Raw genomic sequence first — 15,684 nt, 5'->3', positions numbered from 1 at the left:
CGSCACTACCCACTGCGGATTCCGGCAGTAGATCCACGCCATGCGTGGATGGCGCGGTGTTGGGGTCAGAGCCCTTTCCGTTGGAAAGGGATCCGACCCCGGCCTGATCAGCCGTTGTCGCGCAGGAACCGCGCCATCGACGAAACGCCCGGCACGCGCGGTTCGAACTCGCCGGCCACGTCGATGAAGCCGCGCATCACCGCGATCTCGCGCGGGCTGCGGTTGAGGCTGTCGCGCACTTCCGGATCGGCGCCGGCGCGCAGCAGGCGCTGCACCAGCAGCGGCAGGCCATGCAGGGCCGCGAGGTGCAGCGGTCCGAAGCCGCGCGGATCGCGCACCTCAAGGCTCACGTCCTCGTCCAGCAGGCGTTCCACCGCGGCCATCACCACCTGTTCGTCGCAGGCGGTGCCCGGCTCGGCGCGTGCGCCCAGCAGCAGCAGCAGCGGCGTGACCGAACCGGCGGCAGCCTGGTCCGGTTCGGCACCGGCCAGCAGCAGGGTGTCGAGCAGGGCCAGCAGGCGCGAGCGGTCGCGGGCACTGAAGCCATACAGCGCGGCACAGTGCAGCGGGCCCAGCTGCTGCGCGTCACCGGCGTGCACGTCGGCACCAGCGGTGAGCAGGCGCGCAACAATGTCCGGCAGGCCCAGCGCGGACGCCAGCATCAGCACGGTCACGCCGCCCGGCAGGCGGTGTTCCAGCTTGGCACCGGCATCGAGCAGGGCCGAGACGATATCCACCTGGCGCATGCTGACCGCCGCCGACAGCGGCGTGGCACCACTGGCCGCCGCGTGCTGCGGATCAGCGCCGCGCGCCAGCAGCAGGTCGGTCACCGCCAGATGGCCACCACCGGCGGCGCGCAGCAGCGCGGTGCAGCCCTGCGCATCGACCGCATCAACGGCGAAGCCCAGATCGATCAGGCGGCGCACCGCATCGACGTCACCGGCCATTGCCGCAGCCGGCAGATCGGCCTCGCGCAGGGTGCGGCGCGGCAACGGCCACACACGCCAGTCCAGCCAGTCGGCCAGATCGCGGCGACCAATCGACAGCGCCACGCCCAGCGGCGTCTGGCCATCGGCGGCGCGTGCTTCCGGCGAGGCACCGTGCTGCACCAGCAGCTTCAGCGCACCTTCGCGGGCCAGCGCAGTGGCCAGATGCAATGCAGTCATGCCATGGCTGTCGCGGGCTTCGCGATCGACGCCCGCCTTCAGCAGCGCCTGCTGCAGGCGCAGCCAGCCCAGGCGCACTGCCAGGGAAAGCGGTGGGTCACCGGCCGGCGAGGCCGCGAACGGATCGGCGCCACGCTCCAGCAGTTCCAGCGCCAGCTGTTCCAGGCCGCGCGCCGCCTGGTCGTGCTGCGCGCAGGCGGCAAGGAAGCGCGCCAGGCCGCCACGGCCGGCCGGCGACAGGCCGCGCTGCAGCATCACCTGCAGCGCCGGCACCGCATCGATGCCACGCGACAGCAGGGCGAACATCGGCGTGTCGGAACAGGCGTCGCGCACGTAGGGATCGGCGCCATGGCCCAGCAGCCAGTCAACCGCGCGCGGCTCCAGCGCCAGCTCCGGGTCGAGCAGCAGGCCGCCCAGTTCTTCCGGCTGGCACAGCTTGGCCAGCGCGGCCATCCCTTCGGTGTTGCCGAAGCCCAGCGCTTCGCGCAGCAGGGTCAGCGGCGGGCGATCCGGCAGCAGGCCGCTGGCACTGGCGGCTTCGCCACGCTCGGCCAGGCCGTCACTGACCGCAGCCGGCAACGGGTAGGACGGATCCAGCAGCGCAACGATCGCCCAGCGGCCGGCTTCGGCAGCGTAATCCACCGCGCGACGACCGACCGGATCGGTCGCGTCGGCGACGATGCCCAGCTCCACCAGACGCTTGACCAGCAACGGCGAGACATCCTCCGCCATCACCGCCAACTGCACCGCGTTGCGGCCTTCGCCATCCACGGCAACCAGGTCCGGCTTGTGCGGCAGCAGGTGTTCGACCACCGCGGCGCGCCCGGCACGGGCGGCTTCCAGCCAGGGCGTGCGCCCCAGTGCATCGCGTGCTTCCAGGTTGGCACCGGCGGCCAGCAGCACGCCGATGATTTCCACGTGGCCGGCCAGCGCCGCCTCGTGCAGCGCGCTGCGGCGCTGGCGATCACGCGCGTCGGCGCGCGCCTTGTGCTTGAGCAGCAGCTGCACGCCAGCCGGATCGTCGTCTTCGGTGGCAGCAGCGGCCAGCAGCACCGGGGTGCCCTCTGCCGGTTCGCTGCGCGCACCGCGTTCGAGCAGGAAGCGGGCCAGGCGCCAGTTGCCGACCTGGCAGGCCACCGCCAGCGGCGACCAGCCATCGCGGTTCAGTGCGTCGACTTCGGCGGCGGCATCGCGCAGCAGCGCGGCCACACCCGGGTCGGAACTGCGCGCGGCATGATGCAGCGGCGTATTGCCATCGCTGTCGGTAGCACGCGAGTCGGCACCGTTGGCGAGCAGGGTCATCACCGCTTCGGGGCGGCCATGCCAGCTGTCACGCGTGGCGGCCAGCAACGGCGTCATGCCGCGGTGCGGCGCGTTCACGTCAACGCCGCGGGCGATCAGTTCGCGCAGCAGGCGCAGGTCCGGCAGCACCGCGGCCAGCACCGCCAGGCTGCGCTGGTCGCGCCAGTTCGGGTCGGGCAGCGCATACGGATCGGCGCCGGCCTGCAGCAGCTGCAGGCCGCGGTCGATGCGACCATGGCGCGCGGCTTCATACAGTGCCGGGGTCAGCTCCTGCGGTGCCATCGCCTCCAGCGGCGCGGTCTCGGCCGCGGCGGCGAACATCGGTTCGTGTTCGTGGCTGGCCGTCGCCAATGGGCTGGCGCGCACCGCCACCAGCGGCGCCGGCTTGACCCGCTGCAGCAGCAGATGCAGCAGCGGTGACAACAGCACCACCGCCAGCGCGGCGGGCCAGCGTGCACTTTCCGGCAGCAGGCCCGGCCAGGCCGGCAGCACCACCAGCGCGGCCAGCGCGATCACCAGCGCGGCCACGGCGAGACCGCGCCAGGCGGTCAGGTCGCGCCCGGCCAGCGCCTGCCAATGATGGGCCAGGCTGCCATCAAGCCGTTCGACATCGTTCCACAACGGCCAGGTGCGCCAGGCAGCGAGCAGACCGGCACTGACCAGCACGCTCAGGCCCAGCACCGCCGCAAGGCTGCCGCTGTCACGCAGTGCGGCCAGCGGCCAGGCCAGCAGCAGCGCCAGCAACAACGGCGCCGCCGACCACAATGCCAGCAACGCCGGCAGATCCTGGCGCGCAACCACCTTCAGCGGCAGCAGCGCGCGGCTGCGCCGCCACCACGACACGCCCAACGCGAACGCCGGTTGCGCCAGGGCGGCAAGAACGGCACCGGCAACGCCGCCCACGGCAGCGCCCAGCGCCAGCAGGGCGCCGGCGGCGAAGGCGATCGACAGGGCGCGCGGACGGGAGGCGTCAGTCATAGTGGCGCGGCATCAGGCTGGCCACCGACGGCGGCACCTGCAGGTAGAACCCGCGCTCGCTCATTTCACTGCGAACCTTGTCCGGGTCGGCCTGGGCCAGGCGGCGCTGGGCATCCAGGGCCACGTCCAGGACGAAGGTGAGCGCACCCAGCGAGGTGAGCAGCGGCGCGGGCAGCGCGCTGAAATCATCGCGTCGGGGAACGTAGACGTAGGTGTCAGGCTTGAGTTGGCTTTTATAGACGTAGGCGTGCATGTCCGCGGGACGATAACCCGGGAAGAGCCATGATTGTGTCGGAAAGCCGACACCGGGGAAAGCCGTCAGCCGACGATGGCGGCGTGATCAACGGCGTTTCCCCGACGGGGTTCAGCAATGTGGCGGCGGCGTTCAGGCAACGCCACCGCCCTGCGGTCGCTTACTTGACCTTGGCGTAGGTGCCCTTCAGCGCCACGCCGGCGACGAAGGTGCCGGCCCAGCACTCGTAGTTGGTGCTGCTCTTGAACTCGTTCTTCTTGTAGTAGCTGACGATGTCGACCACCGCGTTGGCACCGCGCGACTTGGCGCCGTCCTGCAGCGCGCGCAGCGCCGACAGCGCGACCCAGTGGCAGGCCTCGGCATCGCTCTTGTTGGCGGCGTTGGTCTTCCTGTTGGTCACGTCCTCGCCCAGGCGCTGCTGCACGCTGACCGGCTGGCCGGCCAGGTAGAAGCGCACGCTGCCGTCGATGCCGGCGTCCCGGGCGGCCTGCGAGGTGACCAGCTCCTGCAGGGACTGCTCAACGCGGGTATCGCGGGCGGAGGCGGTGGAAGTCAGGGCCAGCAGTGCGGTGGCCGTGGCGATCATCAGGGTGCGGCGCATCGGAACATCTCCTTGTCGAGGGTGCGGGTGGGTTGCGGAAAAACGCGGGATGGGAAGGCGGATCATTCGCTCCAGCGGCGGAACACCAGCGAGGTGTTGATGCCGCCGAAGGCGAAGTTGTTGCTCATCACGTACTCGGCCTGCAGTTCGCGGCCCTGCCCGGTGATGAAGTCGAGCTGGCCGCAGCGCGGGTCGACCTCGGCCAGGTTCAGGGTCGGCGCGAACCAGCCGGCACGCATCATCTCGATGCTCAGCCAGGCCTCGAACGCACCACAGGCACCGAGCATGTGGCCGACGTAGCTCTTCAGCGAGCTGATCGGCACACGGCTGCCAAACACCTGCGCGGTGGCCTGGGTCTCGGCGATGTCGCCGTGATCGGTGGCTGTGCCGTGGGCATTGACGTAGTCGATCTGCGCAGGCTCCAAGCCTGCATCTTCCAGCGCCAGGCGCATGGCGGTGGCCATGGTGTCGGCGCTGGGCTGGGTGACGTGCTGGCCATCGCTGTTGGTGCCGTAGCCGACCACCTCGGCAAGGATGGTGGCGCCGCGTGCCTGCGCGTGCTCCAGGTCTTCCAGGATCAGCGTGCAGGCACCCTCGCCCAGAACCAGGCCATCGCGGCCGGCATCGAACGGGCGCGGCGTGGTCTGCGGCGCGTCGTTGCGCGTGCTGGTGGCGAACAGGGTGTCGAACACCGCCGCAGCGGTGGCGTCGAGCTGCTCGGCACCACCGGCCACCATCACCGTCTGCTTGCCGCTGCGGATCGCTTCATAGGCCGCGCCCACGCCCTGGCTGCCCGAGGTGCAGGCGCTGGAGGTGGTGTAGACGCGCCCGGACAGGCCGAAGAACACGCCGATGTTGACCGGCGCGGTGTGGCTCATCATCTTCAGGTAGGTGGTGGCGCTGATACCGTCGGTGGTGAATTCGTGCAGCATGCGGCCGAATTCGCCGGTGGCTTCATGGCTGCCCGAGGACGAGCCGTAGGCCACGCCGGTCCGGCCGCTGCGCAGCACCGGGTGCTCGAACAGGCCCGCTTCGCGCAGCGCCACTTCGGTGGCGCGCACCGACATGATCGCGACCTTGCCCATCGAGCGGGTGGTCTTGCGGTTGTAGTTCGGCGGCAGCTCGAAGTCCTGCGCCGGTGCGGCCAGCTTGGTGTTCAGTCCGGCGTAGACATCCCATTCGGGCATCGTGCGCACGGCATTGCGGCAGCTGCGCAGGTGCGCCTCGATGGTCCGCCAGTCATGGCCGAGCGGACTGATCGCGGACGCGCCGGTCACCACTACGCGACGATCGGCGGCCATCAGAGCATGCCTCCGTTCACCGAGATCACCTGGCGGGTGATGTAGCCGGCCGGTTCGGACAGCAGGAACGCCACCGTAGCCGCCACTTCGTCGGGACGGCCGATGCGGCCGGCGGGAATCAGCTTGAGCGCATGTTCGACCACTTCTTCGTTGAGCATGTCGGTCTCGATCAGGCCCGGGGCCACGCAGTTGACGGTGATCTGGCGGCTGGCCAGTTCCAGCGCCAGCGCCTTGGTGGCGCCGATGATGCCGGCCTTGGCGGCGCTGTAGTTGACCTGCCCGCGATTGCCGGCCAGGCCGGACACCGACGACAGGGTGACGATGCGGCCGGGCTTGCGCCGCCGCACCATCGGCATGATCAACGGATGCAGTACGTTGTAGAAGCCATCCAGATTGGTGTGGATCACCTGGTCCCAATCGTCTGCTGACAGCGCCGGGAAGGCGCCATCACGGGCAATGCCGGCATTGCAGACCACACCGTAGTACGCGCCATGTGCCTCGACATCGGCCTCCAGCGCGGCGCGTGCCGCCTCGCGGTCGGCCACGTCAAACGCCAGCACGCGGGCCTGCTGGCCCAGTGCCTGGATCTCGGCCACCACGGCCTGCGCTTCTTCCACGCGGCTGCGGCAATGCACCACCACGTCGAAGCCATCGCGCGCGATGCGCAGCGCAATGGCCCGGCCGATGCCCCGGCTGGCGCCGGTCACCAGCACACTTCGATTCCCTGTCATGCCTGTCCACTCTCCAGATAGGCCATCGCATCGGCCGGTTCGAACACCGACACGTTGGCTGTCGCCCATTCGTCCTCGCCCGCCAGGATGCGGCAGGCGAACATGCCCAATCCATTGTCACCCAACAGCTCGCAGCGCGCCTGCACGCGCAGCCGCGAACCGCTGGGGAAGCTGCTGCGCGCGCTGTTGTAGCGGCGGCTGCCGAGCAGGAAACCGAGCTGCGGCGGTTTGCCGGCCGCGCGCGCGCGGCAGCCGGCCCAGGCCGCGATGGCCTGTGCCATGTATTCGATGCCCACCCAGGCCGGCACTTCGTGGTTTTCCACGAACAGGCCGGCCTCGGGCACCACCAGTTCGGCCTCGATGGCGTCCTGGTCCCAGTGCGTGATGCGCTCCAGCAGGCACATGTCCTGGCGGTGCGGCACCACCTCTTCAATTGCATACAGCATGTTCATCGGCGCTCCAGCGCCAGCACGGCATTGCTGCCGCCGAAGGCGAACGAGTTGCTCAGCACCCGCCGCGGTGGCTCTGCCAGGCGGGTGGCGGGTGCGACCAGTGGCAGCATCGGCAGCGCGGGGTCAGCCACGCCATCCCACCAGTGCGGCGGCAGCTGCTGCTGCGGGTTCTCGGCCAGCAGGATCCAGCACAGTGCGGCTTCGATCGCGCCTGACGCGCCCAGCGTATGGCCGGTCAGCGGCTTGGTCGAGCTGGCCGGGACGTCATTGCCCAGCACCTGCGAAACCGCCAGGCTTTCCATCGCATCGTTGTGCCCGGTGGCGGTGCCATGCAGGTTCACGTAGTCCACTTCATCGGCGGCCCAGCCGGCGCGCTGCAGCGCCTGCTGCAGGGCATCGATGGCGCCCAGGCCCTGCGGGTCCGGCGCGGACATGTGGTGGGCATCGGCCGATTCGCCCCACCCGGCCAGGCACACCGGGCCCGGCTCGCGGGTGAGCAGGAACAGCGCGGCGCCTTCACCGATGTTGATGCCGGCGCGGTGCTGCGAGAACGGGTTGCAGCGCAGGGCCGACACCGATTCCAGCGCACTGAAGCCGGCCACGGTGAAGCGGCACAGCGAATCGGCGCCGCCTGCGATCACCGCGTCGACGATGCCGGCGCGCAGCATGCGCGCGGCCGACATCAATGCCTTGGCACTGGACGAGCAGGCGGTGGACAGGGTCCACGCCGGGCCCTGCGCGCCGCTGCGCTGGCGCACGAACTGCGCGGCGGTGCCCATTTCCTGCTGGGCGTAATCGAAGCCCTGCGGCCACCGGCCCTGTTCGGCGTGGGTGCGCAGGGCCTGCTCGGATTCACCGATGCCCGAGGTGCTGGTGCCCAGCACCACCGCCACGCGCTCGGCACCGTGGCGGGCGATGGCAGCACTGACCGCTGGGGCGATCTGTGCCAGCGCCACCTCCAGCAGCGCGTTGTTGCGCCCACGCAGCGCGACCGGCAGCTCCTCCAGCGCCGGCAGCGGCGTGCGCACCTCTCCCAGCGCCAGGGTGCGCCCCGGCAACAGGCGGTCGTTGTCGCTGAGCCCGCCCGGCACATCGGCGAACATCGCCGACGCGACCGCGGCGCGGCCATCGCCGAGCGCGCAGACCACGCCCAGGTCGTTCAGGTAGATCGGTGCACTCATCGGTCCGGCCCGGCCATGTCGATCGATTCGATGCGCAGCGCATAGCCCTCGGCGCGGTTGTCCAGCTGCACGCTGCCATCGTCCAGGCGCTGCAGCTGCAGCCACACCGTGCCATCGCGCGACAGGCTGCGCTGCTTGCCGTCATCGCTGACCTGCCAGCCGGCGGGCAGCGCCGCGGCGATGGCGGCGGTTGGCCACAGCGCGAACTGCAGGTCGTCCAGCACACGCTCGGCGCGCACCTGCGGCGGCAGCCACGGCGCGCGCTGCTGGGTCAGCTGCTGGCCGTCCCACTGCAGGCGCACGCCGGTCTGGCCCATCGCCTGCACGGCCAGCTGCACCTGCTGCGCATCGGCTTCCAGCAGCGCATCGAGATCGCGCTCATGGCTGCCGAAGCGGAAATGCAGCTGCTGCTGCAGCGCCAGTGGCGCCGGCAGGCTGGCCGGCGACAGGCGCAGCGGTGGCAGCTCCACCTGGGGCTTGGGCATGCGCCCGGCACAGGCAGCCAGCAGCAGGCACAGCAGCAGGGCCGCAGTACGGAAGATCAGGCGCTGCACAGTTCCTCCAGCACGCGCATGCGGCGGCCACTTTCGTCGGCCACATACGGGTTGTTGGTGTCCCAGGCGTAGCCGGCCAGGATGGAGCTGATCATGTCGCGCACTTCGGGCTGCTGCTGCGGGTGGTAGATGATCTTCTGGAAGCCACCCTGGTACCAGCTTTCCACGAAGCGGCGGAAGGTCTTCACGCCCGCGCGCAGCGGCCTGGAGAACTCTGCCTCCCAGTCCACGGTTTCACCGGCATAGCGGCGCTTGAGGCACTCGCTGGCCAGCTGCGCGGACTTGAAGGCAATGGTCACACCGGACGAGAACACCGGGTCGAGGAACTCGCCGGCGTTGCCCAGCAGCGCATAGCCCGGGCCCCACAGCGAGCTGACATTGGCCGAGTAGCCGGTGATGCGGCGCACCGGCAGCACCGCCCATTCGGCATTGGCCAGCAGCCCGGTCAGGTTGGGGTCCTCGCCGACGATGGCCTGCAGCTTCTGCAGGTCGTCGCCTTCATAGCGCTCGAAGAACGACGGCTCGGCGACCACGCCCAGCGAGCAGCAGCCGTTGGAGAACGGAATCGTCCAGTACCAGACGTCGATGTGCTCGGGGTGGGTGGTGATCAGGATCTTGTTGCGGTCGAACTCCGCTTCGGCCGGAATGTTGTCGCGCACGTGGCAGAAGATCGCGCCGCGCACCGGGAAATTGGATGGCGATTCCAGCTGCAGCAGGCGCGGCAGCAGGCGTGCGAAGCCGGAGGCATCGAGGATGAAGTCGGCTTCGATGCGGTATTCGCTGCCATCCGGGCGGCGCACGTTCACCGCGGGCTGTTCACCGGGTTCGACCGACAGCACTTCATCACCGAAGCGCAGCGTGGTTCCCATGCGCTCGGCACCGCGTGCCAGCACGTTGTCGAAGTCGGCGCGCTGCACCTGGTAGGTGGTGCCCCAGCCCGGCGAGAACTTCTTCCGGAAGTCGAAGGCGGTACGCGCCTGGCCGTGCACGAAGGCCGCGCCGTTCTTGTACTGGAAGCCGGCCTCGACCACATCCTGCAGCAGGCCGGCCGCTTCGATGTATTCCATGCTCTGCGGCAGCAGGCTTTCGCCGATGGAGAAGCGCGGGAACTGCTGGCGCTCCAGCATCAGCACCTGGCGGCCCTGCTGGCGCAGCATCGCCGCGGCGACGGAGCCGGCCGGGCCCGCGCCGATGATCAGGATTTCAGTGCGTTCGACAGCATCCACAGCAGTACTCATCGGGGCGTCCTTGTTGCTCGATCAGAGGGAAAGAAGAAAAGCGGAAGGCGGGTTCAGGCTGGCGGCAGATCGTGCGGCGGCGGCCGGAACAGCGGCGAGATCAGCCAGACCAGGCCGATGCCGAACAGCAGGGTCAGGCCGAACGCGCGCAGCGCCGGGGTCTGCGACAGGCCCAGCAGGCCGAACGACAGCCAGGTGCTGGCCGCACCCACGCACACCGCCAGCCATGCGCTGGCATCGCCACGGTGCTCGATCAGGAAGATGCCGTAGTCGATGCCCATGCCAAGCAGCAGCATCAGCGCCAGCACGTTGAACAGCTGCAGCGGCTGGCCGAACAGGCCCAGCAGGCCCAGCGTGAGCGCGCCGGCGATCAGGGTCGGGGCGAACACGCGCCAGGCCTGGCGGCGGTAACGCAGCCACAGCGCACCGAACACCAGTGCAATGCCGACCAGCAGCAACCCGCCCATCAGCTTGCGATAGTGGCCCAGCAGCTTGGAGAAATCGGAGGTGCGGTCTACCCAGCGCACGCCGGGCAGGCCTTCGGCGGCACCTTCCAGCGTAGCCAGCGCATCGGCACGCGACAGGTCATCCACCATCACCACGCTGATCATCTGTGCGCCCACCTTCCCCACCCACAGGTGGCGGAACGGCTGCGAGGCCGGCGAGGCCAGGAAGGCTTCGGCGGTGAGCGGCGCTGCGGCGAACTGCGGTCGCTGCAGCGGCTCGCCGACGGCCTCGGACACCGCCGACAGCACGCCGGGTTCCACCTTCGCGGTCAGCGCAGCATCGGCCTGCTGGCGTGCCGGTGATGGCAACCAGTCACTGATGGCGCGATAGCCACCAATCCGCTTGTCGTTGGCCAATACACGCAGGCGCCCGGTCAGTGCTTCCTCGCGCTGCAGCAGCTGCGCCGCATCGGCGCCCTGCACCAGGTAGAACTGCGCCGGGCTGGGCATGCCCAGCAGCTGGCTCAGGCGGATCTGCTGGGCCATCAGCGCCGGCGGCGACGACTGCAGGCTGCGCAGGTCGTCGTTGCTCTGCAGGCGCGCGATGCCCAGCGCGGACAGCGCCAGCGCGGCCACCACGAAGATCGCCACCGGGCGGCGCCCGTGCAGGCGCGGGAAGCGCTCCAGCGTATTGCCCAGCCACTGCGAGAAACGGGTCTGGCGGATCTCGCCACCATCCAGCCACGGGAACCAGAAGATCACCGTGAGGAACGCCGCGGCCAGGCCCACCACCGAGAACAGCGCCATCTGGCGAAGGCCCGGGAACGGGGCCAGGCCCAACGCGAGGTAGGCCAGCGCACTGGTCAACAGCGCCAGCCACAGGCCTGGCAGCAGGTGCCGCAGCAGTTTCCAGCGGCGATCGGCCGGCTCGGCCTGGCGCGAGGCGAACCAGTGGATGCCGTAATCCTCCGCTACACCCACCAGCGATGCACCGAACACCAGGGTCAGCACGTGCACCTTGCCGAACACCAGCACGGTCACCGCCAGCGCCACGCCACAGCCGATCAGCAGCGAGGCGGCGACCAGCAGGATCGGCCGCAGCGAACGGAATGCCAGCCACACCAGCAGCAGCACCGCAGCCAGGGAGCCCCAGCCGATCGTGTTGATTTCCTGGTTGGCCTGCACCGCCGCCGCTTCAGCATGCAGCGGCACGCCGGCATGCAGGATTTCCAGCGCCGGCGCTGCGGCCTTGGCCGCCTTTCCGGCCCGCTCCAGCAGGCCATCAAGATGGCGCTCGCCATCGAGCTGGAATGCCGAACCCGGTGTATCGAACTGCAGCGCCGCCCAATGCTTGCCCTCGGCTTCAAGCAGGCCATCATCGCCCAGGCGCAGCCCGGAACCCTGTGCCTGCTGCTGCCACCACTGCGGCCACAGCGACAACGGGTCCTGCCGCCAGTCGGTCAGGCGCGGCGCACCCATCGGGCCGTACAGCGCGGCCAGCGCCTGTTCGGCCAGCGCACCGGTTTCAGTACTCTGCAGCTGGTCACGCTGGGCCGGGGTCAGCAGGCGGTCGCGGTACGGCGCGTAGAACGCGCGCGCCTCATCGAACCAGCCTTCGATGGACCCGCTGGGCACCAGCAATGCGCTGTCGGCATCGGCAGCCATGGCCGCAGCGAACGCGGCCTGCGCCCGCTTGGCGGCCGCGCTGTCCTTGCTGCCGAGCAGCACCACCACCTGCCGCGAGCTGCCATCGGCGATGCGCCGGGTGACATCACTCAGCAGGCGATCATGCGCATCCTGCGGCAGCAGGGCGAGGATGTCGGTGTCGATCCGGGATTGCTGGCTCCACAGCTGCCACTGCTGTGCGCCCAGCGCCAGCAGCAGCGCAAGCCAGGCAATGCCCAGCCAGTGCCACCAGCGCCGCAGCCGGTCCGGTACGTTCGATGCCACGACCTCACTCAAAGCGGCGCGCCTCGTCGGCGTTGAGCGTGGCCGGGGCCTCGCTCAACGCACTGAACTGGATCTGCGTGCGGTCCTTGTTGGCCTCGACGATCTCGACCTGGCGCACGTAACGGTCGCCCTGCAGGGTCAACGACTCGAAGGCCTTGGCCAGCATCGCCGACTTCGGCGTCAGGCGCAGGCGCCAGCCCTGCCCTTCGCGGCTGGCCCGCACGTTGAACTGGCTGGACAGTGCCTGCACGTCGCCACTCATCAGCGCGAACATGATCGCGTTGACCGAGCGCATCGCCGGCTGCTGGCGCGCATCCAGCTCGACGCGGGTGCTGCCATCGCGCTGGCGGCTGAGGATGCGGTCGGCGGTGACCACCACTTCAGAGGGGAACGGCTTGAGCGTGGTCCAGATCACGCCGTGCTGGCGCGCGACCACGAACCGGCCCTGCGAGCGCAGCGGGTTCTTGAAGCCGCTGACCTGCTTTTCCTGGCTGAACTGGCCACGCAGCACGTCGGGCCGCGCCACCGCCTGGGTGATCGCATCGACGGCGGCATCGGCCGCGTGCACCAGCGGCGCAACGGTGAGCAGCAGCGCGCATAGCAGCACGCTCGAAAGACGGGCAAGCATCGTCACGGCGCAGGCACTCCCAGGCGTTCCCACAGCACCGGCGGGCACTGGTACAGCATTTCCTTGCTGGCCGCGTCCACCGCGACCTGGATGGTCATGGCACGGGTCAGCACCTGGCCGCTTTCCGCATCGAGGATTTCGTACTCGATCTTCAGCCGGTTCTCCCATTCCACGATGCGCGCGACCACGCGCAGGGCCTGGTTGAACAACAGCGGGCGCACGTACTTCACGCGCGCGTCGACCACCGGCCACAGGTAGCCCGATTCGAGCATCTGCGGGTAGTCGTAGTCGTAGCGGCCGAGCAGTGCGCAGCGCGCGATCTCGAAGTACTTGAAGTAGTTGCCATGCCAGACCACGTTCATCGGGTCGCAGTCATGGAAGGCGGGAGTCAGCGCAATCTCGCCGACCCGTTCGATGGCCTCATTCACCGGCATACAGCTCCCAACGTTGCGCGCGGATCTCCACCAGCAGTTCCCGCAGTTCGCGATCCAGCGCGCGGTCTTCTTCAACCAGGGCGATGCGCTGCCCCAGGTCGGCGTACATGTCGGCCAGACTGCCATGCAGCTGCGCGTTCAGGCCAACCCGCTCGCGCAGCGCCAGGCCCTGGCGGGCGGCGATCAGCATCGCGGCCACCACCTGTTCAGTCAGCTCGATCACGCGCAGGCAGTCGCGCGCGGCGATGGTGCCCATGCTGACCTTGTCCTGGTTGTGGCACTCGGTGGAACGCGAGAACACGCTGGCCGGCATGGTCTGCTTCAGTGCTTCGGCAGTCCAGGCCGACACGCTGATCTGCAGCGCCTTCAGGCCATGGTTGATGGCCGCGCGCGGGCCAGTGGCCGCCGACAGGTTAGCCGGCAGGCCATGGTTGTAACGGGCATCCACCACCAGCGCCAGCTGCCGGTCGAGCAGGTCGGCAACATTGGCCACGGTGTTCTTCAGGGTGTCCATCGCCAGCGCGATGTGGCCACCGTAGAAGTGGCCGCCATGCAGGATGCGCTCGCCGTCGGCATCGATCAGCGGGTTGTCGTTGGCGCTGTTCAGTTCGGTTTCGATCAGCTGGCGCAGGAACGGCAGGCTGTCCTCCAGCACGCCGATCACATGCGGTGCGCAGCGCAGCGAATAGCGGTCCTGCAGGCGCTGTTCATTGCGCGGGGGACGCTCGCTGTGCAGGTCGCTGCGCAGCCGCGCGGCGATGCGGCCCTGGCCCGGGTGCGGCTTGGCCGCGAACAGGGTTTCGTCGAAGTGGTGCGCGTTGCCGTCGCTGGCCAGCACGTTGAACGCGGTCAGGCGCGTGGCCATGCGGGCCAGGTAATCGGCACGCTGCCAGGCCAGGCAGGCCAGGCCGGTCATCACCGCGGTGCCGTTCATGATCGCCAGGCCTTCCTTCGGCCGCAGCTTCAGCGGGGTCATGCCGATCTTCGCCAGCACCGGGCCTGCCGGCTGCACCTGGCCTTCGAACAGTACCTCGCGCTCACCGCACAGCACCGCCGCCACGTACGACAGCGGGGTCAGGTCGCCACTGGCACCGACCGAACCTTCGGCCGGAATCATCGGCAGCACATCGTGCTGCAGCAGCGTGGCCAGGCCTTCCAGCAGCGGCACGCTGACGCCGGACATGCCGCGCACCAGCGAGGCCAGGCGCGCCGCCAGCACCGCACGGGTCTCGACCGGGTCCAGGTAACGGCCCAGGCCGCAGCCGTGGTAGGTGTACAGGTGGTGTGGCAGTTCCGCCACCAGCGCCGGCGGGATGTTCACCGTGCACGAGTCGCCGTAGCCGGTGGTCACACCGTAGATCACGCCGTCCTCGCGCAGCAGGCGGTCGAGGAAGTCGGCACCGCGCTGGATGTGCGCGCGGAACGCCGGCGCGTCGCTCAGTGCGGCCTCGCACTGGCGCTGGGCCAGGGCAACCACGTCTTCAATGGTCAACGGTGCATCGCCAAAGCGGCACACGGGTACGGCGTCAGTCGTCATGCGGAGCCTGATCCCAGAAGGGAAAGAAATTGAACCAGTCCAACGGGGACTGGATGACCTGGAGTTCCAGCCAGCGCGCGAAGCGCTGTGCCTGTTCGGCCAGCGCGGCGTCGCGCGAGCCACGCGGCAGCACGATGCGTTCGGCGAACTGTTCAAATGCCACGCGATAGCCCTCGCCCTGGTGCAGGCAGGCCATGGTGTAGACCGGGCAGCCCAGCGCGGCGGCGAGCACATAGGCACCGATCGGGAACGGGGCGCGGTGGCCAAGGAAATCAGCGGTGACACTGCGGCCGCCCTGCACCGGCGTGCGGTCGCCGACGATGGCGACGAAGCCACCGGCCGCCACGCGCTCGGCCAGCATCATCGCCGTGGCCGGGCCCATTTCGGTTACCTGCACCAGTTCCACCGCGGCCAGCGGGTCCAGCCGCTGCAGCAGGCGGTTGAAGCGCTGCGCGTGTGCGGTATGCACCAGCACGGTGATGCGGAAACCCGGCACCTGCTCGGCCAGCACCTGGCACAGCTCCAGGCAGCCGATGTGCGCGGTCAGGATCAGCCCGCCTTCGCGGCGCGCGATCTTTTCAAGCACCAGGTCGCGATGCAGGTGGATGCGTTCGGCCGGGTAGCGCCCGCCCAGACCGAGGATCTTGTCCAGCATCGTGTCGGCGAAGGCGAAGAAGTGGCGCAGGCTGTCGCGCCGGGTCGGCGCACGGCCCAGCACGCCGCTGTGTGCCTGCAACCGCTGCAGGTACTGCATCGAGGCCTGGCGGCCAACGCGGTTGCCCAGCCAATGGCAGGCCACCACCGGCCACACGCACAGGCGGAACGGCCAGCGTCCGAACCAGCGGTGCACCCAGCACAGGAACAGCACGCCGGCCACCGACGTGGATTCGCCGATGTCGGCCCAGTGTGGGGCGCCCTGCGCGGCCGCCATC

The 15,684-nt window shown here is 69.5% G+C and carries 14 protein-coding genes; all 14 read right to left on the bottom strand.

The features are described 5' to 3' along the window. Positions 1-107: 107 nt before the first annotated feature. A complete protein-coding gene (locus D7T59_RS07435) occupies positions 108-3,446 on the bottom strand; it encodes an ankyrin repeat domain-containing protein (RefSeq protein WP_180851607.1) in 3,339 nt (1,112 codons plus the stop codon). Next, the gene (locus tag D7T59_RS07430; protein WP_049431711.1) at positions 3,439-3,699 is read right to left on the bottom strand and encodes a YcgL domain-containing protein; all 261 of its coding nucleotides are present in this window, start codon (positions 3,697-3,699) and stop codon (positions 3,439-3,441) included. The genes D7T59_RS07435 and D7T59_RS07430 overlap by 8 nt, the downstream gene beginning before the upstream one ends. Positions 3,700-3,859: 160 nt before the next feature. Then, positions 3,860-4,300, bottom strand: coding sequence for an excinuclease ATPase subunit (locus D7T59_RS07425; RefSeq protein WP_164136887.1), 441 nt, complete (start codon positions 4,298-4,300; stop codon positions 3,860-3,862). Between the two features lie 62 nt (positions 4,301-4,362). Beyond that, complete coding sequence (locus D7T59_RS07420; protein ID WP_180851609.1) at positions 4,363-5,601, bottom strand: beta-ketoacyl-ACP synthase; 1,239 nt, start codon at positions 5,599-5,601, stop codon at positions 4,363-4,365. Further along, a complete protein-coding gene (locus D7T59_RS07415; RefSeq protein WP_180851611.1) occupies positions 5,601-6,332 on the bottom strand; it encodes a 3-ketoacyl-ACP reductase FabG2 in 732 nt (243 codons plus the stop codon). Before D7T59_RS07415 ends, D7T59_RS07420 begins: the two co-directional genes overlap by 1 nt. Next, positions 6,329-6,784, bottom strand: coding sequence for a hotdog family protein (locus D7T59_RS07410; RefSeq protein WP_164136890.1), 456 nt, complete (start codon positions 6,782-6,784; stop codon positions 6,329-6,331). The genes D7T59_RS07415 and D7T59_RS07410 overlap by 4 nt, the downstream gene beginning before the upstream one ends. Beyond that, the gene (locus tag D7T59_RS07405) at positions 6,781-7,965 is read right to left on the bottom strand and encodes a beta-ketoacyl-[acyl-carrier-protein] synthase family protein (protein ID WP_180851612.1); all 1,185 of its coding nucleotides are present in this window, start codon (positions 7,963-7,965) and stop codon (positions 6,781-6,783) included. Before D7T59_RS07405 ends, D7T59_RS07410 begins: the two co-directional genes overlap by 4 nt. Then, on the bottom strand, positions 7,962-8,519 hold the full coding sequence (locus D7T59_RS07400; protein WP_164136892.1) for a DUF3261 domain-containing protein: 558 nt from the start codon (positions 8,517-8,519) through the stop codon (positions 7,962-7,964). Before D7T59_RS07400 ends, D7T59_RS07405 begins: the two co-directional genes overlap by 4 nt. Further along, positions 8,507-9,757: an NAD(P)/FAD-dependent oxidoreductase gene (locus D7T59_RS07395; RefSeq protein ID WP_180851614.1), complete on the bottom strand. Its 1,251-nt coding sequence runs from the start codon at positions 9,755-9,757 to the stop codon at positions 8,507-8,509. The genes D7T59_RS07400 and D7T59_RS07395 overlap by 13 nt, the downstream gene beginning before the upstream one ends. Before the next feature lie 53 nt (positions 9,758-9,810). Further along, positions 9,811-12,165: an MMPL family transporter gene (locus tag D7T59_RS07390; protein ID WP_180851616.1), complete on the bottom strand. Its 2,355-nt coding sequence runs from the start codon at positions 12,163-12,165 to the stop codon at positions 9,811-9,813. Beyond that, positions 12,158-12,781, bottom strand: coding sequence for an outer membrane lipoprotein carrier protein LolA (locus D7T59_RS07385; protein ID WP_180851710.1), 624 nt, complete (start codon positions 12,779-12,781; stop codon positions 12,158-12,160). Before D7T59_RS07385 ends, D7T59_RS07390 begins: the two co-directional genes overlap by 8 nt. 2 nt (positions 12,782-12,783) lie before the next feature. Beyond that, complete coding sequence (locus D7T59_RS07380; RefSeq protein ID WP_005411603.1) at positions 12,784-13,215, bottom strand: acyl-CoA thioesterase; 432 nt, start codon at positions 13,213-13,215, stop codon at positions 12,784-12,786. Further along, on the bottom strand, positions 13,202-14,752 hold the full coding sequence (locus D7T59_RS07375) for an HAL/PAL/TAL family ammonia-lyase (RefSeq protein WP_164136897.1): 1,551 nt from the start codon (positions 14,750-14,752) through the stop codon (positions 13,202-13,204). Before D7T59_RS07375 ends, D7T59_RS07380 begins: the two co-directional genes overlap by 14 nt. Next, positions 14,742-15,683, bottom strand: a complete 942-nt coding sequence (locus D7T59_RS07370; protein ID WP_006402023.1) for an LpxL/LpxP family acyltransferase — start codon at positions 15,681-15,683, stop codon at positions 14,742-14,744. The genes D7T59_RS07375 and D7T59_RS07370 overlap by 11 nt, the downstream gene beginning before the upstream one ends. Between the last annotated feature and the right edge of the window lies 1 nt (position 15,684).

It is taken from the genome of Stenotrophomonas maltophilia (assembly GCF_013464915.1).
In the GTDB taxonomy this organism is placed as follows: Bacteria; Pseudomonadota; Gammaproteobacteria; order Xanthomonadales; family Xanthomonadaceae; genus Stenotrophomonas; species Stenotrophomonas maltophilia_AT.
Note: the sequence above shows the minus strand (reverse complement) of the source record. Positions and strands in the feature narration are given on the sequence as shown.